Here is a 22,511-nt window from a genome sequence, read left to right as displayed (position 1 = left end):
GATGAAACAGACCGTCTGGTTTTTAACCCTGCCTGGAGTGATGGCGCTCGATCTGACTGGCCCGGCGGAGGCGCTTAAGCTGGCGGGCGATCGCTTTGTGCTGCGCTACATTGGACCGCAACCGCAGGTGATCTGCTCCACCGGGATGACCATCGGCGGGATTGAGCCGTTACCAGCAGGTTTGCCTGCCGACAGCCTGCTGGTGGTGCCTGGTGTTTATGACTCGCGGATCTGTTACGCCACGCCCGAAGCGCAACAGGCGCGCCAGTGGCTGAAGCAGCAGCAGGCAGCACTGCATTCACAGGCCCTGATGCTGGTCTGCGTCTGTTCCGGTGCGCTGCTGGCCGCGCAGGCGGGGTTGCTGGATGGCATTCGCTGCACTACCCATCATGAGGTCATCGATCGGCTGAAAGCGGCTGCGCCGCAGGCACTGGTGCAGGAAAATCGGGTGTTTGTCGGGCATGACAATATCTGGACCAGCGCCGGCATTACGGCGGGCATCGATCTGGCGCTGCATCTGATTAATCAGCTGTGTGATACGCCGACCGCGCTGGCGGTGGCACGTGAAATGGTGGTGTGGTTCCGCCGCGCCGGTGACGATCCGCAGCTTTCACCCTGGCTGCGTTATCGTAACCATCTGCACCCGGCGGTTCATCGGGCGCAGGATGCGATGATTGCCCATCCCGAGTACAGCTGGTCGCTGACCGAGCTGGCAGCACGGGCGCACGTCAGCAGTCGGCATCTGGCGCGGCTGTTCCGTCAGCATCTGGGCATCAGCGTGCGCGAATACCATGAACAGCTGCGGGTCAGCATTGCGCGCCAGCATCAGCAGCAGGGCAAATCAGCCGAGAAAGCGGCGCTGGCGGCCGGGTTCTCCTCGGCGCGCCAGCTGCGTCGCGCCTGTCAGCGTGACGCCGATCAGCTGACGAAGTGACGTTTATCAACGCGTTTAAGCACCATCGCCAGCAGCAGGCTGCCGCCCAGCGTCACCCCGAATACCCACGGCAGATCGAACCACGGACGCGACATATCGTCGTAGTGATGGGTACGCAGATAGTGGATAAACAGCGCGTGAAAACCGTAGATCGGCAGAGAGTAGCGCGCAATCAGCGATAAACCCGGCAGCGCGCGCTGGTTAAGGGCATTTTTAAACACCAGCAGTAAGCTGATTGCTGCGATAAAGACCAGCGGTCCGCAGTAGAGATACCAGGTGTCGTTAAACGCGCCATTGTCCCGTAACGCCTGCTTTGTCCCGAGCGCAATGCCAATCACACAGGCGATAAACACCCCGCTGGCAGCGGGTGTCAGCCCGCGTTTTTCTGTCTCCATGGTGCCGATAGCCCGTCCTAACAGCGCATACAGCAGGTAGTAGATGCTGTCACCGCTGACATAGAGATTGACCGGCAGGAAGTGAAACGGCCCCAGCGACTGACTGACGGTGTTCGGATTGGCCAGCACCGCCAGCACCAGCACCAGCAGCGCCACATAGCGCGCCTGTACCGACTTCACCTGAATCAGCGGCGACATCAGATAGATACCGATCAGCGCGAAGAAAAACCACAGGTGATAAAACACCGGTTTTTGCAGCATTTTCAGGATCGATCGGCCTTCACTGATCGGCGTCAGCCAGGTGATATACGCCAGTGATACCGCGCTGTAGAACAGCAGACACAGCACCAGCCGGATCATATGACGCGGCTGGGCGCTGCGTTCGCCGAAAAACAGGTAGCCGGAGATCATGAAAAACAGCGGCACGCAGACCCGCGAGGCGGAGTTCAGCAGATTGGCGACGTCCCACGACGTGCCGGTGACCGCCATCGGCCCGGTGATATACCAGGTCGTGGTGTGGATCACGATCACCATCAGGCAGGCAACCGCGCGTAAATTATCGATCCAGTAAATCTTCTGCGGCATGGCGTCCTCTTGCGCATAACGTCCGTGCGGAGAAGGGTAGCCAGGCGCGGCGGTGGCAACAACCTTTGCCGGCAGGATTCGGAGCCCTCTGTATGGCGGCAAAAGGACGCAACAACCAAACCGCGCCGCAACCGTACAGGATTTCCGGCTGCACATCGCGCGGTCAAAGGGTATACTGTCGCACTCTTTTTTCATCTAGCCAATCGCGTGCAAATTCAACATGCAAAAGTTTGATACCAAGACCTTTCAGGGCCTGATCCTGACCTTGCAGGATTACTGGGCACGTCAGGGCTGCACCATTGTTCAACCGCTGGACATGGAAGTAGGCGCTGGCACTTCGCACCCAATGACCTGCCTGCGCGCACTCGGCCCGGAGCCGATCGCCGCAGCTTACGTGCAGCCGTCACGCCGTCCGACCGATGGTCGCTACGGTGAAAATCCGAACCGCTTACAGCACTATTACCAGTTTCAGGTGATCATCAAACCGTCACCGGACAACATTCAGGAGCTGTATCTCGGGTCGCTGAAAGAGCTGGGTATGGACCCGACGGTGCATGACATTCGCTTCGTGGAAGATAACTGGGAAAACCCAACGCTGGGTGCCTGGGGACTGGGCTGGGAAGTGTGGCTCAACGGCATGGAAGTGACGCAGTTCACTTACTTCCAGCAGGTGGGCGGCCTGGAGTGTAAACCGGTGACCGGTGAAATCACCTACGGTCTCGAACGTCTGGCGATGTATATCCAGGGCGTCGACAGCGTCTACGATCTGGTGTGGAGCGACGGTCCGCTGGGTAAAACCACCTACGGCGACGTGTTCCATCAGAACGAAGTGGAGCAATCCACCTATAACTTCGAATACGCCGACGTGGATTTCCTCTTTACCTGCTTCGAGCAGTACGAGAAAGAGGCGCAGCACCTGCTGGCGCTGGAAAAACCGCTGCCGTTGCCCGCCTATGAACGCATTCTGAAAGCCGCACACAGCTTCAACCTGCTGGATGCGCGTAAGGCGATCTCGGTCACCGAGCGTCAGCGCTATATTCTGCGTATCCGCACCCTGACGAAAGCCGTGGCTGAAGCTTACTACGCCTCTCGCGAGGCACTGGGCTTCCCGATGTGCAATAACAAAAAGTAAGAGGCAGCCATGACTGAGAAAACCTTCCTGGTGGAGATCGGCACCGAAGAGCTGCCACCAAAAGCCCTGCGCAGCCTGGCTGAAGCCTTTGCCGCGCAGGTCACTGCGGAACTTGATGCCGCCAATCTGAACCACGGCGACGTCAACTGGTTTGCCGCACCGCGCCGTCTGGCGCTGAAAGTGGCGAACCTGAGCGCCTCACAACCCGATCGGGAAGTGGAAAAGCGCGGCCCGGCGGTCAGCGCAGCGTTTGACGCCGACGGTAACGCCACCAAAGCCGCAGAAGGCTGGGCACGCGGTAACGGCATCACCGTTGATCAGGCTGAACGTCTGAGCACCGATAAAGGCGAGTGGCTGGTCTATCGCGCTCAGGTTAAGGGCGAAGCGGCTCAGGCTCTGCTGCCGGCGATGATCGCCACCGCGCTGAGCAAACTGCCGGTGCCGAAACTGATGCGCTGGGGCGACAGCGACGTGCAGTTCGTCCGTCCGGTTCACACCGTGACGCTGCTGCTGGGCGATGAGCTGATTCCCGCTACCATTCTGGGCGTGGACTCTGCGCGCACCATTCGCGGCCATCGCTTCATGGGCGAGCATGACATTACTCTCGACAACGCCGATCAGTATCCGGACGTGCTGGAGAAACGCGGCAAGGTGATCGCCGACTACCAGACCCGTAAAGCGATGATCAAGGCCGATGCCGAAGCCGCTGCCCGTCGTCTGGGCGGTAATGCCGATCTCAGTGATAGCCTGCTGGAAGAAGTGACCTCGCTGGTGGAGTGGCCAGTGGTGCTGACCGCCACCTTTGAAGAGAAATTCCTCAAGGTGCCGGCTGAAGCGCTGGTCTACACCATGAAAGGCGATCAGAAATATTTCCCGGTATATGACGATAACGGCAACCTGCTGCCGAACTTCATTTTCGTCACCAATATCGAATCCAGCGATCCGCGCCAGATTATCTCGGGTAACGAGAAAGTGGTACGTCCGCGTCTGGCCGATGCGGAGTTCTTCTTCAATACCGACCGCAAAAAGCGTCTGGAAGATCATCTGCCGCGCCTGGAAACAGTGCTGTTCCAGAAAGAACTGGGCACGCTGCGTGACAAAACCGATCGCATCCAGGCGCTGGCCGGCTGGATTGCCGGTCAGATTGGCGCCGATGTCAACCATGCGACCCGCGCGGGCCTGCTGTCGAAGTGTGACCTGATGACCAATATGGTGTTCGAGTTCACCGACACGCAGGGCGTGATGGGGATGCACTATGCGCGTCACGATGGCGAAGCTGAAGATGTGGCCGTCGCGCTGAATGAGCAGTATCAGCCGCGCTTTGCCGGTGACGATTTGCCGTCCAGTCCGGTCGCCTGTGCGCTGGCGATCGCCGACAAAATGGATACGCTGGCCGGCATTTTTGGCATTGGTCAGCATCCAAAAGGCGACAAAGATCCGTTTGCTCTGCGTCGTGCCGCACTCGGTGTGTTGCGCATCATCGTCGAGAAGAATCTGCCGCTTGATCTGCAAACCCTGACTGAAGAAGCCGTGCGTCTGTATGGCAGCAAGCTGAGCAACGCCAGCGTAGTGGATGATGTGATCGACTTTATGCTGGGTCGCTTCCGCGCCTGGTATCAGGAAGAAGGCCACAGCATTGATACGCTGCAGGCGGTGCTGGCGCGTCGTCCGACCCGTCCGGCTGACTTCGATGCCCGCATGAAAGCGGTATCGCACTTCCGTACGCTGAATGAAGCCGCTGCGCTGGCCGCTGCCAACAAGCGCGTCTCTAACATTCTGGCAAAATCGACCGAAACGCTGAATGACAGCGTGCAGGCGTCACTGCTGAAAGAGAATGAAGAGATCCAGCTGGCGACGTTTGTCACCGCGCTGAGCAGCAAGCTGCAGCCGTACTTTGCGGAAGGACGCTACCAGGATGCGCTGATCGAACTGGCGCAGCTGCGTGAAGCCGTTGATAACTTCTTCGATAAAGTGATGGTTAACGCCGACGATCAGGCGGTGCGGGTTAACCGCCTGACGCTGCTGTCAAAACTGCGTGAGCTGTTCCTGCAGGTGGCGGATATCTCGCTGCTGCAGTAATGCTATTTGTTGTGCGGAAAAGGGACGAGCTATCGTCCCTTTTTTTATGGCCGTGGCGGCGCACCGCGCCGGCCTGTTACGTCGCAGGCGGCGTTGTCCGCGCAAAACTCTCGCGCTGAAACAGCGTCTCCGCCAGTTTCACCAGTGCTGGCCGCTCCACGCACCAGTTTGGTACCACCCGCCGGAAATTGAGGTAACCGATCATGCAGCCGGTGGCGATATCGGCCAGGTTGAGCTGGCCGTTATTGAGCCATTTGCCCTCGGCGGCAAGGGTCTCCAGCATATCGAGGCTGCGCTGGATTTTTTCCCGGTTACGCAGCAACACCTCTTCCGACTGCTGATTGCCTGGCCGCATCTGCTCACGCACAATTACCAGCGCGGCGTCGCTGACACCATCCGCCAGTTTCTCCAGCTGGCGGATGTGCAGCGACTGATGAGGATCGGCAGGCAGCAGGGCGGGCGCATCGCCGCGCAGCTCCAGAAACTCTGCAATGATGCTGGAATCGAACCAGATCTGCTGATCGTCAGCCACCAGTGCCGGGACTTTTCCCAGCGGATTGTAGTGCGGAACGTGACTGTCATCGCTGTAGGGCGATGCGTTAACGAACTCAAAGATAATGCCTTTTTCCAGCATGATGACCGAAATCTTACGCACAAACGGGCTGGTATAGCTGCCAATCAGTTTCATCGGGTTTCTCCAGGTTAGCTACGATTCGCCAGGAAACATAAAGGGGTTAAGGCTGCTGCGGGCAAAGCCTTCCTGCTCCATCCGGGCATCCAGCACCAGCGACGCCAGATCGTCGGCGACCGGTTCGATAGCCGGGTTCTTTTCCTGATACAGCATCTTCAGATAGGTGCCGCAGTCGCCGCAACTCTCCGCTTTCACCGCCGCGTGCTCACTGTCGAGCGACCAGTAGTGCAGATCGCGGGTCTGTTCGCACTGGGTACATTTACTGCGCACCACGTACCACTCGCTCTCGCACAGGTTGCAATGCAGATAACGTGCGCCATCATGGCTACCCATATGCACCACACTGGCGACCGGCATACTGGCGCAGACCGGACAAAACTGACGCTGGTCGCCCATTTCGGCGCGCGCTTTGCCCGGGATCATCGCGGCCATCTGCGCCCAGTAAAGGGCCAGCGCCGCCCAGATAAACGGTGCCTTGTCGCTGCTGACCTGTGCATATTCGCCGGCGAACAGCGCGCTGGCCAGCGTCTCCAGCTCGGTCGCCGAGGCTTTCTCCAGGTTTTCCAGCACCGCCAGCGCCTGGCCACTCATTTCTGGCTTCAGTTCAGCGATCAGTGAGTGCAGCAATCGGTGCCAGTGGGTATCGCGCGGCAGCGTATGGATATTCAGCGGCGGCTTGCCTTCACTGGCACTCTGGACCAGCCGCGCTTGCAGATCCATATGCAGCGGATGGTCATACAGTACAATTTCCTGCGCTTCGGCAATCACTGCGGCAAAACGCAGATAGTCACCCAGTGGATTTTTAGCCGCCAGGTCGCGCAGTCGCGCAGCACGGCGGCTGTACAGGTTTTTCAGCCGTGGAAAAAGTAACGGCGGAATCATCTCCGCCGTCGTTTTTTCGCTCTTCTCCAGCTGATCTTGCGGGATAATGCGAATACTCATCAGGGGCGTTTTTCCTGTTTAAGAGGCTGATTACGCTGCTCACGGTACCAGCGCGGATGATGCTGTCTGGCCCAGTCGGAACTGACCCAACCCTCTACCATCGCCGTCAGGGTGCCTTTGATCCACAGCGCGGCATAAACATGCACCATGATCATCAGGATCAGCGCCGTGGCGGAAACCGAATGCACCACCAGTGCCAGTCTAATCAGCGGAATAGTGAATGCACCGGCGAAGTAAGGTCGCCAGATCACAATGCCACTGACCAGCAGCAGTACTAAGCAGATGATAGCAGCCCAGAACACACACTTCTGACCAAAGTTATATTTACCGGTATCACCGACCTCTTCATTCAGGGCAATACGGTGAATATTTCTGGCCCAGTAGAGATCGTCGCGATTGACCAGATTATGTCGCCAGTAGCGCAAAAACATCAGCATAAAGGCGGCAAACATCACCACCCCCACAAACGGATGCAGAATACGCGCCAGCTGTGGCGTGCCGAATATCAGCATCAGCCAGTTGAAGGAGGGAAAGAAAAAGCCTAACCCGCTCAGCGAAGCCAGCACAAAGCATAAGGCGACAATCCAGTGATTAATGCGTTCTGCCGGGCGATAACGCACCAGGCGATCGGAAGTTTTCATAATTTGCGCTCCTCCGCGCGATCGTCGTCGTCATCATTGTGGTGTTCGGCGACCCGGTTCGGGCCCACGCCGACATAGTGGAACAGCGAGGCGGCGAAGGTGGCGGCAAAACCGACGGCGGCCACCGGTTTCCAGATACCTTTCCAGAAGGTAACGGTCGGGCTGATATGCGGATCGGCCGGTAAACCGTGATAGCGCTGCGGCTGACTGGCGTCATGCAGGACATACATCACGTGGGTGCCACCAACGCCTGCCGGGTTATACACCCCGGCCTGGGCGTAACCGCGCGCCTTAAGTTCAGCCACGCGTTCGGCGGCCAGCGTCAGCATGTCGCTTTTGCTGCCGAAATGAATGGCACCGGTCGGGCAGGTTTTAACGCATGCCGGCTCCTGGCCGACGCTGACGCGATCCACGCACAGGGTGCATTTGTAGACGCGGTTATCCTCTTTATTCAGTCGGGGCACGTTGAACGGGCAACCGGCGATACAGTAGCCGCAGCCAATACACTGCTCTGACTGGAAGTCGACGATGCCGTTGGCGTACTGAATAATGGCACCCGCCGATGGACAGGCTTTCAGGCAGCCGGGATCGGCGCAGTGCATGCAGCCATCTTTGCGAATCAGCCACGCCAGCTTGCCGTTCTCTTCCACTTCGGAGAAGCGCATCACCGTCCAGGCTTTGGCGCTTAAGTCGGTGGGGTTGTCATAAATTCCCACGTTATGCCCGACCTCGGCGCGGATGTCGTTCCACTCTGAGCAGGCCACCTGACAGCCTTTACAGCCGATGCAGGTGGTGACGTCGATTAATTTTGCGACCTGGCGCTGATGATCGCGCGCCTGCGGTGGCGGGGTGAATCCGTTGGTCGCTGAGCGACGAATAATATCTTGTGATTGGTAAGCCATCGTCATCCACCGTTACGCTTTTTCCACGTTCACTAAAAATCCCTTGTATTCCGGGGTCTGTGAGTTGGCATCGCCAACTGAAGGGGTCAGCGTATTGGCGAGAAAGCCTTTGCGCGTCGTGCCTTCGAAGCCCCAGTGACAGGGAATGCCCACGGTATCGACCGGCTTGCCGTCGATCATCAGACGTGGCAGACGGCGCGTCACCACCGCTTTGGCTTTGATATAGCCGCGACGTGACGTCACCCTGACGCTGTCCCCGGCGCGTATTCCTTTCTCTGCGGCCAGTTCGGTGCCGATCTCGACAAACTGCTCCGGCTGCGCAATGGCGTTCAGCAGGGCGTGTTTGGTCCAGTGGCGGAACAGTTCGGTAATCGAGTAGGTGGTCGCCACGCAGGGATAGTCAGCGGCTTCGCCCAGGCTGGCCGCATCGTTGCGGAACAACCGCACCACCGGACTGTGACGCTGCTGCGGATGCAGCGGATTGTCAGCCAGCGGGCTTTCCATCGGCTCGTAGTGTTCCGGGAACGGGCCATCAGCCAGTTTGTCGAGCGCAAACAGATGACCGAGACCATCGGGCTGCATGATAAACGGCCCGGCCTGCTGCTGCGGCGACAGGGTCAGCGGATAGTCCGGTACATCAATGCCGTGCCAGCGTGCGCCATCCCACTCGATCAGGCGGCGCTGCGGGTCCCAGGCTTTGCCATCGGCATCAGCAGAGGCGCGGTTGTAGAGGATGCGCCGGTTAGCGGGCCACGCCCAGGCCCAGCCGGAGATGGCTCCCAGGCCGGAAGGATCGGCGTTATTGCGCCGCGCCATCTGATTGCCCTGTGAAGTCCAGCTGCCCGCGTAGATCCAACAGGCACTGGCGGTGGTGCCATCATTACGCAGCTCCGAAAAGCCGTTAAGCTGTTGGCCTTTTTTCAGCAGCAGCGTGCCGCTGTCATCATAAATGTCAGCCAGCGCCCGGCCATTACTCTCCTGCGCCACCTCTTCCGGCGACGGGTTAGCGGGATCGTGGTAATCCCAGCGCATCGCCATCAGCGGCTCGGGGGCGGTGCCGCCTTCCTGGCGATAAAGATCGCGCAGACGCAAAAACAGATTGCCGAGAATTTTGCCGTCGTGCAGTGCTTCAGCCGGCGGCTCGGCGGCGGCCCAGTGCCACTGCAGCCAGCGCGAGGAGTTCGCTACCGAACCTGCTTCCTCAGCGAAACAGGAGGAGGGCAGACGGAACACCTCGGTCTGAATATTGGCCGGATCGACGTCATTAAACTCATCATGATGCTGCCAGAAGCTGGCGGTTTCGGTACTGAGCGGGTCGATCACCACCATATATTTCAGACGTGACAGGGCGCGACAGGCTTTATTTTTATCCGGGAAGGCGGCCAGCAGGTTGAAGCCCTGAATCAGGCAGCCGTTCAGTTCGCCCTGCTCCATCATCTCCGCCTGCGCCATGCAGTCGTAGCTTTTGTCCCACTTCGGCAGCCAGTGGTAACCCCATTGATTCTCCGCGGTGGCGTTATCGCCATAAAAACTCTTCATCATGCTGACGAAAAATTTGTCACTGTTCTGCCAGTAATTAACCTGGCCCGGCAGCGGGGCCGCAGGCGTCGCCTGCTGCAGATAGCTCGCCAGGGTGGGCATTTTCTCTGACGGCAGCGGCAGATAGCCCGGCAGGCTTTGTGCCAGCAGGCCAAGATCGGTAAAGCCCTGCACGTTGGAGTGGCCGCGCAGCGCATTGATGCCGCCACCGGGCATACCAATATTGCCGAGCAGCAGCTGGATCATGGCGGCGGTGCGGATAATCTGCGAACCGTTGGTGTGATGGGTCCAGCCGAGCGCATACAGGATGGTGGTGGTGCGATCGGGCACGCAGGTGGCGGCCAGTTGCTGGCATATGCTGAGGAAGCTCTCCTGCGGTGTGCCGCACAGGCGCGCCACCATTTCCGGCGTATAACGGCTGGCGTGCTCCCTGAGCAGGTTGAGCACGCAGCGCGGATGGCTGAAGCTCTCATCGCGTTGCGCATGGCCGTTTTCATCGAGCGCATAGCGCCAGCTCTGACGATCGTAGTGGCGCGATGCGGCATCGTAGCCGCTGAACAGGCCGTCGCTGAAGCGGTAGCCCTCATCAACAATCAGCGCGGCGTTGGTAAAGGCGCGCACATACTGGTGCTGAATGTGGTCATGCTGCAGCAGATAGTTAATCACCCCCATCAGGAACACCACGTCGCTGCCGGCGCGTAGCGGGGCGTAGAGATCGGCGACCGCGGCAGAGCGGTTAAAACGTGGGTCGACCACAATCACCTGGGCCTGGTTGTGAATTTTGGCTTCAATCACCCATTTAAACCCGACCGGATGCGCCTCGGCCGGATTGCCGCCCATGATCAGCACCACATTGGCGTTTTTGATGTCGTTCCAGTGATTGGTCATTGCGCCGCGCCCGAAGCTCGGTGCCAGTGCGGCAACGGTGGGGCCGTGACAGAGCCGCGCCTGATTCTCCAGCGCCACGATGCCGAGCGCACGCGCAAATTTTTGGTCGAGCAGGCCGGTCTCGTTGCTGGCGGCGGATGAACAGAGCATCGCGGTGGTTGGCCAGCGGTTAACCGTGAGTCCGTCGGCGTTGCTGGTCTGGAAATGGGCGTCGCGATCCTGCTTCATCAGCCGGGCGATGCGCTCAAACGCCTCCTGCCAGCTGATGCGCTGCCATTTATCGCTGCCTGGCGCGCGGTATTCCGGGTATTTCAGCCGCTGCTCACTGTGGATAAAGTCGAGTACGCCGGCCCCTTTTGGACAGAGTGAGCCGCGACTGACCGGATGATCGGGATCGCCTTCGATATGGTAAATCGAGGCGCTGGCATTTTTCGCACCGTCACCCAGGCTGTAGATCAGCATGCCGCAGCCGACCGAGCAGTAGGTGCAGTTATTGCGCGTTTCTCTGGCGCGGATCAGCTTATATTCTCTGACGCTGGCGAGGGCGTTTACCGGGGCAAACCCTAATAGTGCTGCGCTGGTGCCAGCCAGACCGCCGGCACAGATTTTGAAAAAACTCCGTCTGCTTACTTGCATTGATTATTCTTCTTTATTAACTCCATTGCGAATCAATGCAAAATAGCAGCCCTCCCTGTATGCAAATTGACCCGGGTCAACAGGTTAGTCATTAGTAATCCATTTTTTACATAGTGTTAAAATTTCTCTGACAAAAAAGTCCCGTTACTCCCTCTTTATGAGTAGGGGGCAACAACAATCGCGGCCGGAGGCTGGCCGCGTTTAAAGCATGAGGACGAATCATTCTCATTCTGCCGCCAGCGGGCGCGGCAGGCGCAATCTGCGTCAGCGGAATCGCATCAATTGCCCCGTGGTTTATTTGCGCTGTCCTATGCCAGAGGGCAAAATTAGCTGCTGCCGGGCTGTTTTTGAACGACAGCGCGGTCAGTCCTCTTTCATTATTTGTTAACAACAGGTCGTACTCTTTGAACGTTATTCCGCACGCTTCCGACGAAGATTTAACAATTCAGCCCGGCATCAGCGAGGCCCAGGTGTGGCAGCGCGCAGATCTTGCGGTGGCGCAGCCTGACTGGCTGGCGGAAGAGGTCCCGGTGGCGCTGGTCTATAACGGCATTTCTCACGTGGTGATGATGACGACGCCAAAAGACCTGGAGGCGTTTGCGCTGGGTTTCTCGCTGTCGGAGGGGATTATCGACGCGCCGGAAGATATTTTCGGGATGGATGTGGTGCCGGGTTGTAACGGTATTGAAGTGCAGATTGAACTCTCCAGCCGCCGCTTTATGGCGCTGAAAGCGCAGCGTCGTGCGATGGCCGGTCGCACCGGCTGCGGCGTCTGTGGCGTTGAACAGTTGGATCAGATCGGCAAACCGCTGTCGCCCTTACCGTTTACCCAGACCTTTGCTCTCGCACAGCTGGATCGGGCGTTGGGCCAGCTGAAAGATTACCAGCCGGTCGGGCAGAAAACCGGTTGTACCCACGCCGCTGCGTGGATCCAGCCGGATGGCCAGCTGGCGGGCGGCTGTGAAGATGTCGGCCGTCACGTGGCGCTGGATAAGCTGCTGGGCTACCGCAGCCAGTCAGACTGGGGCGATGGCGCGGTACTGGTATCCAGTCGCGCCAGCTATGAAATGGTGCAGAAATCGGCGATGTGCGGCGTCGAGATTCTGTTTGCGGTTTCGGCGGCGACGCGGCTGGCGGTTGAGGTTGCTGAGCGATGCAACCTGACGCTGGTCGGCTTCAGCAAGCCGGGACGCGCGACCGTTTACAGCCATCCGCAGCGCCTGATTTAAACCACTATTACCTGCGGCAGCGCCTGCTGTAAGGCGGCCAGCGCAGAAGAAATCTCACCGCCGCCATCGGTAATCAGCGTGGTAATCACCTGCGGCGCAGCGTACACCGTGCGGCTGACCACGCCCAGCTTGCTGTGGTCTGCCAGTAAAACGGTGGTGGCGGACTGCTGCACCATCGCCCGGGCAATCGCCGCTTCGTGCGGATGAAAACTGGTGGCACCGCGACTGGCGTCAATGCCGACCGGCGACAGCAGCGCAACATCGGCGCGATAACGGACGATCTCTCCGACGGTAATTTCGCCGCGCGTCTGCTGCGCGCCGGCTGACAGTGTTCCGCCCAGTAAAATAATCTCGTTACCCAGCACGTCATGCTCCTCGCCGGCGCTGAGTGCCAGCGCAGCCTGCAAACTGTTGGTGAGGATGGTCAGACCGGAGAGTGCGCGCAGCTCCCCGGCTAACAGGGTGGTGGTGCTGCCTGCATCAATAAACAGCGTCTGTCCCGGCTGCAATAACTGCGCGGCTGCCCGGGCGATGGCGCGTTTTTCTCTGGCGTGCGCGGCACGGCGTACCGTCAGCGGCGGCTCCGGCGGCGTCTCAATGGCTACCAGACCACCGTGGACGCGGCGTGCCTGCCCCAGTGCTTCCAGCTCAATAATGTCGCGGCGCGCGGTTTCGCGTGACACCCCCAGTTCCCTGATGATGCGATCGGTGCTGACCTGATTTAAGGTGGTCAGCAGGGCACGAATGCGCTGAAGACGCGTTTCCTGCAGCATGGTCGGTTCCTTATAGGCGCAGTGCGAAAGTCGGCTGAATCAGTGACTAAGCTTACCTGAGCGCCCGGATGCCGTCATGTGTATTTGGTTGTATTTGTGTATTTGGTTGCATTTTTAGCGCAGGCAGGCATGATGGGTTATCAGCCTCAACCACTTCACCTCGCAACGGGAGTTATCATGGCCACGCGTTCCACTATTATGGATACCAACAGTTTTCGGGCCGAACATGCGGATGCGCTGGATAGCGACACCCGTAAAATGACCGAAAAACGCAGCAAAGTGCTCGGCGAATCCTATCGCCTGTTCTATCGCAAGCCGGTGCATCTGGTGCGTGGTGAGGGGCAATATCTGTGGGACGCGGCCGGCGACAAGTATCTTGACGTCTATAACAACGTGGCGAGCATCGGCCATTGCCATCCGGCGGTGATTGAGGCGGTGACGCAGCAGATGAAAATGCTGAACACCCACACCCGTTATCTGCATGAAAATATCCTCGATTACAGCGAAGCGTTGCTGGCCACCACGCCCGCGGCGATCGATCGCGCCATGTACATGTGTACCGGCTCTGAGGCTAACGATCTGGCGATTCGCGTGGCGCGCGCCTTTAGCGGCGGCAGCGGCATTATCGTCAGTAAAGAGGCGTATCACGGCACCAGTGAGCTGACCTCCGGTGCTTCGCCGGCGCTCGGCAGTGGACAGCCGCTGGCGGCGACCACCCGGCTGGTGATGCCGCCTGATGCGTATCGGGTTGATGCGCCCGATCTGGGCGAATGGTTTGCCGATCAGATTCAGCAGCAGATTGATGATATGGCTGCGCACGGCATTAAATTTGCCGGTTTTCTGGCGGATTCCATTTTCTCCTCCGACGGGGTGCTGCCGGATCCGCGCGGCTTCCTGAAACGCGCCGTGGACGTGGTGCATGCCAATGGCGGCATTTTCATCGCCGATGAAGTGCAGCCTGGCTTTGGCCGCACCGGTGATGCCTTCTGGGGCTTTGGTCGTCACGATGTAGTGCCGGATATCATTACCACCGGTAAACCGATGGGCAATGGCATTCCGGTATCGGGCCTGCTGGCCAAAAGTGAGGTGCTGGCAGCCTTCAGCGACTCGATTCCTTACTTCAATACTTTTGGCGGTAATCCGGTGGCAATGGCGGCGGCGCAGGCGGTGCTGAACGTGATCACCGAAGAGGGCTTGCAGGAGCATAGCCGCGTAGTCGGGGCGAAACTGCTGGCCGAACTGCGCAGCCTGATGGATCGCTACGACTGCATCGGTGATGTGCGCGGTGCCGGGCTGTTTATTGGCTTTGAGCTAGTCACCGATCGTGACAGCAAAACGCCTGACAAAGCGCTGGCGCTGGACCTGATTGAGAAACTGCGTGAGCATCGGGTGCTGACATCGGTCGCTGGCCCTTATGGGAATGTGCTGAAACTGCGTCCGCCATTGGCGTTCCAGCAGGGCGACATCGACTGGCTGGTCGGCGCGCTCGACAGCGCGCTGCGCGAACTGGGTCGCTGAGTCCAGGCCAGCAGAGCGGCGCTGAGGCTGCCGCCACGTCGCGCAGAAGCAAGGCCAAAGCCGTCTGAAAAGCGTCACATCAGGCGGCAGTCTGTAAAAACAACGGGTTGCTTTTGCCGGATTGCTCAAATCCTTATGGTTAATAGGGCATTGATTACCCTTTTACGCTACATGAATTTAACTATAATGATTCGACTGCTTACGCGGCACGTCCCGAATTCGTCGTGCTGCTCAAATACTAAATGGAGAGGAAGAACATGAGTTATTCACTGCCATCCCTGCCTTACGCATACGACGCACTGGAACCGCATTTCGACAAGCAGACGATGGAAATCCATCACACTAAACATCACCAGACCTATGTCAACAACGCGAACGCGGCGCTGGAAGGCACTGAATTTGCCAATCTGCCGGTCGACGAGCTGATCACCAAACTGGATCAGCTGCCAGCAGATAAAAAAGGCCCACTGCGCAACAACGCTGGCGGTCACGCTAACCACAGCCTGTTCTGGAAAGGCCTGAAAATTGGTACCACCCTGCAGGGCGACCTGAAAGCCGCTATCGAAAAAGATTTCGGCAGCGTGGAAAAATTCCAGGAAGAGTTTGAGAAAGCCGCAGCGACCCGTTTCGGTTCTGGCTGGGCGTGGCTGGTTAAAAAAGGCGACAAACTGGCGGTCGTTTCTACGGCTAACCAGGATAACCCGCTGATGGGCGAAGCGATCGCCGGCGTTTCTGGCTACCCAATCCTCGGTCTGGATGTATGGGAACACGCTTACTACCTGAAGTATCAGAACAAGCGTCCTGACTACATCAAAGCGTTCTGGAACGTGGTTAACTGGGACGAAGCGGCAGCGCGCTTTGCTGCTGCTCAGTAAGTCATCTTTGCGTTAACGTGATGATAATAAACCGGTGGACAGGCTCCGCCGGTTTTTTTTCGCCTTAATTCCGGCCAGGCTTAATTAAACCAAAAATAAACAAACCACAGGTTTAAAGCAGGGCGCTTTTTAACCTTATGCCACATTAACCTGCCGTTGATAATGGTTGTTTTATCCTCAGCGACATTCCTGCTAACTGTGTGTCGCTAACTATGTCAATTATAACTACTCACCAGACCCGCACTGATTCATCTGCTTCGCTGTTTTTTCAGTTAATAAGCGGAAAATATATCCCAAATAAGCTCTGGCTGAGCAAGCGTTTTCGGCTGAAATTTGTGTTAAGGAGCTTAATATCGCCACTGACAACGTTGCGTTATTTACATCAGCTGTCGCATTTACCGCAAATCGGGCTGCTGATGAGTACCCAGGGGCTGCTGCCCGCCAAGCTGCACCGGCCTTATCTGCGGGCCGGCATCAGCATTGCGGCGCGTGCACAGGCGATTCTGGATCACTATACCCTGATGAATAATCTGCCGAATCCGGCGTTACGCCAACTGCTGCAAAGCGCCGGTGATAATTTACTGGCGTCGCTGAACGGTAAAAATGACGAGACGTTTTTACTCTCCTGCAGTTCGGGTTATTTCGACCGCGAAGGCGAAGTGACGCTGGTGCTGCGTTATAACAGCGAAATTATTGCCTCGCTCTCCTTCTCGATTATTAACGAGAATAAAAAGCGCACCTTATTAATTGGCGGACTGCAGGGGCCGCGTAAACATATCAGCAATGACGTTATTCGCGAGGCGACCAAAGCGGCACACGGTCTATTTCCGAAACGTCTGTTAATGGAAGTGGTGTTTATTGTGGCACGGCAGTGTGGGGTGGAAAATATCCTGGCGGTCGGCGATGAAACCCATGTTTTCCGTAGCCTGCGCTATCGTCACAGTAAAGGGGATAAATTCTTTGCCAGCTACAGCGAATTCTGGCTGTCGCTGAACGGAGAGGCACGCCGGGATGGGATGTTTACGCTGCCGTTAAGCCTGCCACGTAAAACCCTGGAAGAGATTGCCAGCAAGAAGCGTGCAGAGTATCGCCGTCGTTACCAACTGCTGGATGCGCTGGCGGAGCAGGTTGATGCTGCCGCCGGCGAGCACAGGATCGATCAGGCTGCCGCCTGATCGCCCGATCAGAAGGCCGTTTTAGCGAAGCCGGTCATCGCTTGCAGACCCATTTCACGTCCCAGCGCGGTCATTGGATGCACCACAACCAGGCCGCGCACGCTTTTTTTCAGCGCGCCCAGGTTCGCCTGCTCTTTCTTAGTGATTTCGCGGCTGAAGCCCATCTTTTGCAGCTTCTGCGCTTCGGCACTCAGCTTCTCGACGCGCTGATTACGCAGGCGCTCAATCTCAGTGACCAGCGTCTCTTTTTCTTTCAGCAGTGCGCCCAGTTTCTCAACATCACCCGATTCAAGTAACTGTGGCTCTTTGCGGTTAAGGGCGTCCAGCTGATCGCTGAGACGTTTGATTTCGTTCTTTTCTTGCTCTTTCATGACAACAACTCGTTGAGGAAAACAGGCAAAGGATACACCAAATCGGGCGCATATTCCCGGTGAGGTTACAGCGATATCAGGTGCCGGTCTGGCACCTGATAGATTTAATTGGCGGACTTTTTGAAAGCCTGCTTCAGGCTGATGCGGGAGATCAGCTCGGTGAGCGACAGCACCATGGTGGAACGCACCATCTGCAGATAGCGCTGCTGTTGCATGCTGCGCAGCTCCGCATCCTCCGTGTGAAACACCGGCGCAGGTGGCCAGGCGGTCACGCAGTGTAACTCGCCAAACGGCCCGAGAATCTCATCATCGGTAAAGCGGTAATCGCCGGTGTCGTTATTCAGTTCCTCGCGCAGCGCCAGCAGCAGTTCACAATCTTCATATTCGTGCCGGCTGATGACGCCAAGTCCGTAAATCAGCTTGAGGCGCACCGACAGTTCACCCAGCGGACCATTGCCCAGCAGCAGCGGTTCAACGGCATATTTGACGGCGTAATCGTCTTTGCGGAACACCTGCAACACCAGCAAATTGACCGCTTCAGCCAATAGCTCAACGGCGGCGATCAGAAAGCTTCTCACCGAGCGACCGGCGTTCAGGCGCTCAAGCACCCGGTTTTCAAAAGCTTGCTTCTGTTCCATTATTGCCTGCATAGGTTCAATACCGCCGTTGGGCGCAGGCGAACTGCGCCCGGCTTGCGTCACTAACACGCGCGCATTATGCCATAGCGTGCCAGGCGCTCACCACAGAAGCCACCACTTCGCTGTTGGCGTCCAGTCCGGAAATCTCAGCCAGCGTGGCCTGTGGGCCTTTCTCTGCCAGCAGCGCAGCCAGCTCCTGAGCCTGTGGGTCCTGATCGCTGCGATAGTGCATCGCGGCCGCAATACCCTGTACCAGACAATCGTGCGGCAAGCCATACTCCAGCGTACCCAGCGTCGGCTTGATCAGGCGATCGCCCGCGCTCAGTTTACGTAACGGCTGGCGGCCGACCCGCTCAACATCATCTTTCAGGTAAGGATTTTCAAACCGGCCGAGGATTTTCTGGATATAAGCCGCGTGCTTATCGGCGTCAAAATCGTAACGCTTAATCAGCACTGCGCCGCTCTCTTCCATCGCGCCTTTAACAATCGCCCGTACTTTTTCATCAAGGATCGCGTCGCGGATGGTCTGGTGACCCGCCAGCTGGCCAAGATAAGCGGTGATGGCATGACCGGTATTCAGAGTGAACAGTTTACGCTCGACGAAGGCCATCAGATTATCGGTCAGCTCCATGCCTGGAATGGCCGGCAGGTCGCCTTTGAACTGGGTTTTATCGACAATCCATTCGCTGAAGGTTTCGACCGTCACTTCCAGCGGATCGGTGCTGCCTGCCTCGGAAGGGGGGACGATGCGATCGACCGCAGAATCAACAAAACCGACATGCTGTTCCAGCCAGGCGTGATACTGCTGCGGCAGTGCTTTCAGCACATGCTGTTTCAGCTGGCTGGTGCCGCGCACCATGTTTTCACAGGCGATAATGTTTAACGGACGGAGATTACCGTTGTCGCTGCGTCTGGCCAGACCGTTGGCAACGCTGGTGGCGATGCGTTCCAGAATCTGCGGGCCAACCGCCGTGGTCACCAGATCAACCTCTGACACCAGCGTGATGATCTCATCGCTGGTGCTGTTTACTGCGCTAACGCCTTTTACTCTTTCCACTTTGGCCTGTTCGCCAACCACATGAACGGGATACTCATGACGCGCGTTGAGTGCATCCAGCACCACCTGATTCACATCAGCAAAAACCAGTTCGATACCTGCATCCGCCAGTAATTTACCGATGAAGCCGCGACCAATGTTTCCTGCTCCGAAATGTAACGCTTTCATAATTTTTGACCCATATCAAATGACGAAGGGGCGGGCACGCCCGCCCCAGGAATCGGGACGGGCCTGACCGCCCCAGGGAAAATAATCCGTTTAAATTACGCGGTGGCCGGTTTGCCTGACAGCAGATCCAGCACGTCCTGCACCCGGGTGGTATTGGCCAGCTTTTCAATCACGCTGTCATCATCCAGCGCATTGGTCAGGCTGGTGATCACCTGGATGTGCTCGTTATTGCGGGCAGCAATACCGATAACCAGCCGCGCCACATCTTCCGCATCATCACCGAACTGCACGCCTGCCGGATACTGGCAGAACACCACGCCGGTTTTCAGCACCCGGTCTTTGGCTTCAACCGTTCCGTGCGGCACGGCAATCGACTCACCGAGGTAGGTTGGCGTCAGTTTTTCACGTGCCAGCATCGCGTCAATATACTCTGGCTCAACGTAGCCGCCTTTCACCAGCTGTTCACCGGCAAAACGAATCGCCTGCTCTTTGTTGCTGGCGCTCAGGCCGAGGAACACGTTGTCCGCACCCAGTCTGAACAGGTGCGCGTTGCCTTCGTCGTAGCTGTCTGACAGCGCAGTCTGCACCGTTTCACGGTGGACTTCGCTGCGGTTAGCCGCCACCAGACGGTCGGTCAGGGTGCTGTAGAGCGCGCTATCGAGGAAGTTGTTCAGCGAGATATGCTGAGCATGGGGCGCCTGGCGAATCGCGCGTTCGGTCAGGTCACGGTGGGTAATCACCAGATCGACATCACCCGGCAGGGCGTTAATCGCCGTGTTGGTTACCGACACGTTGCTTAAGCCGGCATCCTGCACTTTCTTACGCAGCACACCTGCGCCCATGGCGCTGGAACCCATACCGGCATCACAGGCCACAATGATTTTACGCACGTGGTGCAGCTCAACGCTCATTGCATCGCTGGCAACCGGTGCGCCCGCCGTGGTCTGGCCTTTAGACTGCGCCTTCATATCCTGCATGCGTTTTGTTGCGGCTTCGATATCGTCATCTTCTTTCACTTTGCTGGTTTTCAGCAGGATGGCAGAGACCACGAAGGAGACCGCGAACGCCGCGATGATCGCCGCGATATTAGCGAAGTAAGCGCCTTTTGGCGTCATCGCCAACACGGCGAGGATAGAACCTGGCGAAGCAGGGGAGACCAGGCCGCCATTCAGCAGCGTCAGGGTGAAGACGCCCGTCATCCCGCCGAGGATCACCGCCAGCAGCAGACGCGGCGCCATCAGCACATACGGGAAGTAGATTTCATGGATGCCGCCGAGGAAGTGGATAATAGCCGCACCGCCCGCAGACTGTTTGGCACTGCCACGACCAAAGAACATGTACGCCATCAACACGCCCATACCGGGACCTGGGTTGGCTTCAATCAGGAAGAAAATCGACTTGCCCGCTTCGCTCGCCTGCTGGATACCGAGCGGCGAGAAGATGCCGTGGTTAATGGCGTTGTTCAGAAACAGGATTTTCGCCGGTTCGACGAAGATGGAGGTTAATGGCAGCAGGTTGTTCTGCACCATCAGGTTCACGCCCGCCGCGAGGATGTGCGACAACCCTTCAACCAGCGGACCGATAGCCAGGAACGCCAGCAGCGCCAGCAGCATACCGATAATGCCGGCAGAGAAGTTGTTAACCAGCATCTCGAAGCCGCTTTTGATTTTGCCGTCGACGACCCGGTCAAACGACTTGATCGCCCAGCCGCCCAACGGACCAGCAATCATTGAGCCGAGGAACATCGGCATATCGGCACCAACAATCACCCCCATGGTGGTGATTGCACCGACCACGCCACCGCGATCGCCGCCGACCAGACGTCCACCGGTAAAGCCGATCAACAGCGGCAGCAGATAGGTGATCATCGGGCCAACCAGTTTGGCTAACGTTTCGTTAGGGATCCAGCCAGTTGGAATAAACAGTGCAGTGATGATACCCCAGGCGATAAACGCCCCGATATTTGGCATCACCATATTACTCAGAAAGCGACCAAAGCTCTGTACTTTGACCTTCACTGATGAGGACATAAACCCACCCCTTATTGAGACGCGCTGCAATAGGAGAGCGCGCTTGTTTTTGTTTAGCCACCCCGGCAATCAGCCGGTGGTATTACTGTATGCAGCCGGACTCTACCACGCGAATATGACGCTGCGTAGCGGCCGAAATAAGTGTGATTCAGATCACGTAATGCGGGTGGTGGCGGGGGTATTTTTAGTGACTATGATCACAAAAATAACTCAGAAGAGTCTTAAGGTGGCGGAATTTTAACCGCAAAACCGGCTTATCTGTGACCATTGTCACATTTTACAGGTGGCAGTTTGTTATGACTCTGTGACTTCGATCACAAACTATTTTTGGTCAAAAATGCGCCCGATCACACTTTAGTCAGGCCAGCAGAAAGCAGGGGGAGAGGGGAGACAAAACGGAGTGGGAAAAGGGCAGGCGATCGACGCCTGCCGCTAAATGAGGTTACTGTAAACCACCCTGAACGGCACTTTGTGCCTGGGTCAGCGCCTGGGCATTGGCTGATAAGGTACTCATCAGCGCGTTATATTGCGAAGCCTGCTCCTGGGTCGGGAACTGTACGCCGCCATCGTTAAAACTGACGCGGGTGCCCTGGGTTTGCAGGAAATCACCGGTCTGTACCGCGGCCTGGCTCAGCGCCTGCAGCTGTGGCAACAGTGGGATAAGCTGATTCGCCGGCACGGTGACCACTTTGTTGTAGGCGGTATCGTAAACTTTTTTCAGATCATCAGACTGCTTCAGGGCCGCTTTGCTGCTGTCCGCCTGCATTTTGGCGCTTTCGATCTGTTGAGTGACAATCACCAGCGCGCTGTTTGCCTGGCGCAGCGAGTCGCGACGATTAAGGTAATCCTGCGGCACGCGAATGGCAGAAAGCTCATCGACCACCGGACGCATACCCTGATCGACCGCCTTATTCGCCTGCTGCGAGAAGCCATACAGGATGGCGTAATCACCAGCAAAATTGCCAAAGCTCTGTTTTTGGTTTTCGCTCAGGCTCGGCAGGTGCTCGCCACTGCGCATTACGGTATTCTGCAGAAAATCGATAAATGCTTTGCGCTGCTCGCCTTCTTTATCACCGCATGCGGTGAGTTGCAGCACGATCAGCGCGCCAGCGACTAAAAACGCGCTGCGCGCCCAGAGGCGTGTGAGTCCTAAAGCCATACGTTCAACTCCTGTCGGTGAAACTGGCTGATGTCCAGGTAAGAATGGCCTAAAGAATAGAACAAACCCGCGTCGTGGCACAATGCGAAACCATCAGTGATATGCAGCCGATCGCGGTTGTCTGCTGCCGGGCAGGATGCGCAACACGGTCGAT

General features: G+C 57.5%; 19 protein-coding genes. 7 read left to right on the top strand and 12 right to left on the bottom strand.

Translation table 11 applies throughout. The features are described from left to right. The first annotated feature begins 1 nt into the window (after position 1). Complete coding sequence (locus tag AABB92_RS19050; protein ID WP_031375583.1) at positions 2-934, top strand: GlxA family transcriptional regulator; 933 nt, start codon at positions 2-4, stop codon at positions 932-934. On the opposite strand, the gene AABB92_RS19045 is transcribed toward AABB92_RS19050, so the two are convergent. Further along, the gene (locus AABB92_RS19045; protein WP_031375582.1) at positions 919-1,914 is read right to left on the bottom strand and encodes an acyltransferase; all 996 of its coding nucleotides are present in this window, start codon (positions 1,912-1,914) and stop codon (positions 919-921) included. The two genes, AABB92_RS19050 and AABB92_RS19045, sit on opposite strands and share 16 nt — an antisense overlap. A 220-nt stretch (positions 1,915-2,134) precedes the next feature. On the opposite strand from AABB92_RS19045, the gene glyQ reads away from it, so the two are divergent. Further along, complete coding sequence (gene glyQ, locus AABB92_RS19040; protein WP_031375581.1) at positions 2,135-3,046, top strand: glycine--tRNA ligase subunit alpha; 912 nt, start codon at positions 2,135-2,137, stop codon at positions 3,044-3,046. 9 nt (positions 3,047-3,055) lie between these two features. Continuing rightward, on the top strand, positions 3,056-5,125 hold the full coding sequence (gene glyS, locus AABB92_RS19035) for a glycine--tRNA ligase subunit beta (RefSeq protein ID WP_031375580.1): 2,070 nt from the start codon (positions 3,056-3,058) through the stop codon (positions 5,123-5,125). Between the two features lie 76 nt (positions 5,126-5,201). Here glyS and AABB92_RS19030 read toward each other — a convergent pair whose 3' ends face one another. Genes AABB92_RS19030 through fdnG form a run of 5 tightly spaced genes read right to left on the bottom strand, consistent with a single transcriptional unit; the run spans position 5,202 to position 11,364 of the window. After that, positions 5,202-5,813 (bottom strand): glutathione S-transferase, encoded by a 612-nt coding sequence (locus AABB92_RS19030; RefSeq protein WP_031375579.1) that lies wholly within the window; start codon positions 5,811-5,813, stop codon positions 5,202-5,204. Between the two features lie 18 nt (positions 5,814-5,831). Continuing rightward, entirely contained in the window at positions 5,832-6,758 is a 927-nt protein-coding gene (gene fdhE, locus AABB92_RS19025; protein WP_031375578.1) for a formate dehydrogenase accessory protein FdhE, read from the bottom strand. Further along, entirely contained in the window at positions 6,758-7,399 is a 642-nt protein-coding gene (fdoI, locus tag AABB92_RS19020; RefSeq protein WP_031375577.1) for a formate dehydrogenase cytochrome b556 subunit, read from the bottom strand. The genes fdhE and fdoI overlap by 1 nt, the downstream gene beginning before the upstream one ends. Then, the gene (gene fdxH / locus AABB92_RS19015; protein ID WP_031375576.1) at positions 7,396-8,301 is read right to left on the bottom strand and encodes a formate dehydrogenase subunit beta; all 906 of its coding nucleotides are present in this window, start codon (positions 8,299-8,301) and stop codon (positions 7,396-7,398) included. The genes fdoI and fdxH overlap by 4 nt, the downstream gene beginning before the upstream one ends. 12 nt (positions 8,302-8,313) lie before the next feature. Beyond that, on the bottom strand, positions 8,314-11,364 hold the full coding sequence (gene fdnG, locus AABB92_RS19010; RefSeq protein ID WP_072051037.1) for a formate dehydrogenase-N subunit alpha: 3,051 nt from the start codon (positions 11,362-11,364) through the stop codon (positions 8,314-8,316). A 404-nt stretch (positions 11,365-11,768) separates the two neighbouring features. On the opposite strand from fdnG, the gene fdhD reads away from it, so the two are divergent. Then, positions 11,769-12,593, top strand: a complete 825-nt coding sequence (gene fdhD / locus AABB92_RS19005; protein WP_425343573.1) for a formate dehydrogenase accessory sulfurtransferase FdhD — start codon at positions 11,769-11,771, stop codon at positions 12,591-12,593. Here fdhD and AABB92_RS19000 read toward each other — a convergent pair. Continuing rightward, positions 12,590-13,366: a DeoR/GlpR family DNA-binding transcription regulator gene (locus tag AABB92_RS19000; protein ID WP_046289491.1), complete on the bottom strand. Its 777-nt coding sequence runs from the start codon at positions 13,364-13,366 to the stop codon at positions 12,590-12,592. The genes fdhD and AABB92_RS19000 overlap by 4 nt on opposite strands. 177 nt (positions 13,367-13,543) lie before the next feature. Here AABB92_RS19000 and AABB92_RS18995 point away from each other — a divergent pair, with 177 nt between their 5' ends. The 3 genes from AABB92_RS18995 to AABB92_RS18985 all read left to right on the top strand — a co-directional run bounded on the left by AABB92_RS18995 (position 13,544) and on the right by AABB92_RS18985 (position 16,934). Beyond that, positions 13,544-14,884, top strand: a complete 1,341-nt coding sequence (locus AABB92_RS18995) for an aspartate aminotransferase family protein (protein WP_031375574.1) — start codon at positions 13,544-13,546, stop codon at positions 14,882-14,884. A 257-nt stretch (positions 14,885-15,141) separates the two neighbouring features. Then, a complete protein-coding gene (sodA, locus tag AABB92_RS18990; RefSeq protein ID WP_031375573.1) occupies positions 15,142-15,759 on the top strand; it encodes a superoxide dismutase [Mn] in 618 nt (205 codons plus the stop codon). A gap of 212 nt (positions 15,760-15,971) precedes the next feature. Then, a complete protein-coding gene (locus AABB92_RS18985) occupies positions 15,972-16,934 on the top strand; it encodes a VirK/YbjX family protein (RefSeq protein WP_046289490.1) in 963 nt (320 codons plus the stop codon). 8 nt (positions 16,935-16,942) lie between these two features. Here AABB92_RS18985 and AABB92_RS18980 read toward each other — a convergent pair whose 3' ends face one another. The 5 genes from AABB92_RS18980 to AABB92_RS18960 all read right to left on the bottom strand — a co-directional run bounded on the left by AABB92_RS18980 (position 16,943) and on the right by AABB92_RS18960 (position 22,357). Continuing rightward, the gene (locus tag AABB92_RS18980) at positions 16,943-17,305 is read right to left on the bottom strand and encodes a YibL family ribosome-associated protein (RefSeq protein ID WP_031375572.1); all 363 of its coding nucleotides are present in this window, start codon (positions 17,303-17,305) and stop codon (positions 16,943-16,945) included. A gap of 104 nt (positions 17,306-17,409) precedes the next feature. Beyond that, positions 17,410-17,955 (bottom strand): mannitol operon repressor MtlR, encoded by a 546-nt coding sequence (mtlR, locus tag AABB92_RS18975; protein WP_176035878.1) that lies wholly within the window; start codon positions 17,953-17,955, stop codon positions 17,410-17,412. A 64-nt stretch (positions 17,956-18,019) separates the two neighbouring features. After that, positions 18,020-19,168 (bottom strand): mannitol-1-phosphate 5-dehydrogenase, encoded by a 1,149-nt coding sequence (gene mtlD, locus AABB92_RS18970; protein ID WP_031375570.1) that lies wholly within the window; start codon positions 19,166-19,168, stop codon positions 18,020-18,022. Between the two features lie 95 nt (positions 19,169-19,263). Continuing rightward, positions 19,264-21,198 (bottom strand): PTS mannitol transporter subunit IICBA, encoded by a 1,935-nt coding sequence (locus tag AABB92_RS18965; protein WP_031375569.1) that lies wholly within the window; start codon positions 21,196-21,198, stop codon positions 19,264-19,266. A 442-nt stretch (positions 21,199-21,640) separates the two neighbouring features. Further along, positions 21,641-22,357, bottom strand: coding sequence for a DUF3053 domain-containing protein (locus tag AABB92_RS18960; RefSeq protein WP_031375568.1), 717 nt, complete (start codon positions 22,355-22,357; stop codon positions 21,641-21,643). Positions 22,358-22,511 lie beyond the last annotated feature (154 nt).

It is taken from the genome of Pantoea brenneri, assembly GCF_038594305.1.
In the GTDB taxonomy this organism is placed as follows: domain Bacteria; phylum Pseudomonadota; class Gammaproteobacteria; order Enterobacterales; family Enterobacteriaceae; genus Pantoea; species Pantoea brenneri.
This window is presented reverse-complemented; position numbering and strand designations above follow the sequence as displayed.

Bases quoted from the DNA above. Each gene is read 5' to 3' on its own strand.
- AABB92_RS19045 (WP_031375582.1), bottom strand. From the start codon at position 1,914: ATGCCGCAGAAGATTTACTGGATCGATAATTTACGCGCGGTTGCCTGC.
- AABB92_RS18995 (WP_031375574.1), top strand. From the start codon at position 13,544: ATGGCCACGCGTTCCACTATTATGGATACCAACAGTTTTCGGGCCGAA.
- AABB92_RS19050 (WP_031375583.1), top strand. From the start codon at position 2: ATGAAACAGACCGTCTGGTTTTTAACCCTGCCTGGAGTGATGGCGCTC.
- fdoI (WP_031375577.1), bottom strand. From the start codon at position 7,399: ATGAAAACTTCCGATCGCCTGGTGCGTTATCGCCCGGCAGAACGCATT.
- fdxH (WP_031375576.1), bottom strand. From the start codon at position 8,301: ATGGCTTACCAATCACAAGATATTATTCGTCGCTCAGCGACCAACGGA.
- AABB92_RS19000 (WP_046289491.1), bottom strand. From the start codon at position 13,366: ATGCTGCAGGAAACGCGTCTTCAGCGCATTCGTGCCCTGCTGACCACC.
- AABB92_RS19030 (WP_031375579.1), bottom strand. From the start codon at position 5,813: ATGAAACTGATTGGCAGCTATACCAGCCCGTTTGTGCGTAAGATTTCG.
- AABB92_RS18960 (WP_031375568.1), bottom strand. From the start codon at position 22,357: ATGGCTTTAGGACTCACACGCCTCTGGGCGCGCAGCGCGTTTTTAGTC.
- mtlD (WP_031375570.1), bottom strand. From the start codon at position 19,168: ATGAAAGCGTTACATTTCGGAGCAGGAAACATTGGTCGCGGCTTCATC.
- fdhE (WP_031375578.1), bottom strand. From the start codon at position 6,758: ATGAGTATTCGCATTATCCCGCAAGATCAGCTGGAGAAGAGCGAAAAA.
- AABB92_RS18965 (WP_031375569.1), bottom strand. From the start codon at position 21,198: ATGTCCTCATCAGTGAAGGTCAAAGTACAGAGCTTTGGTCGCTTTCTG.
- glyQ (WP_031375581.1), top strand. From the start codon at position 2,135: ATGCAAAAGTTTGATACCAAGACCTTTCAGGGCCTGATCCTGACCTTG.
- AABB92_RS18980 (WP_031375572.1), bottom strand. From the start codon at position 17,305: ATGAAAGAGCAAGAAAAGAACGAAATCAAACGTCTCAGCGATCAGCTG.
- fdnG (WP_072051037.1), bottom strand. From the start codon at position 11,364: ATGCAAGTAAGCAGACGGAGTTTTTTCAAAATCTGTGCCGGCGGTCTG.
- sodA (WP_031375573.1), top strand. From the start codon at position 15,142: ATGAGTTATTCACTGCCATCCCTGCCTTACGCATACGACGCACTGGAA.
- glyS (WP_031375580.1), top strand. From the start codon at position 3,056: ATGACTGAGAAAACCTTCCTGGTGGAGATCGGCACCGAAGAGCTGCCA.
- AABB92_RS18985 (WP_046289490.1), top strand. From the start codon at position 15,972: ATGTCAATTATAACTACTCACCAGACCCGCACTGATTCATCTGCTTCG.
- mtlR (WP_176035878.1), bottom strand. From the start codon at position 17,955: ATGCAGGCAATAATGGAACAGAAGCAAGCTTTTGAAAACCGGGTGCTT.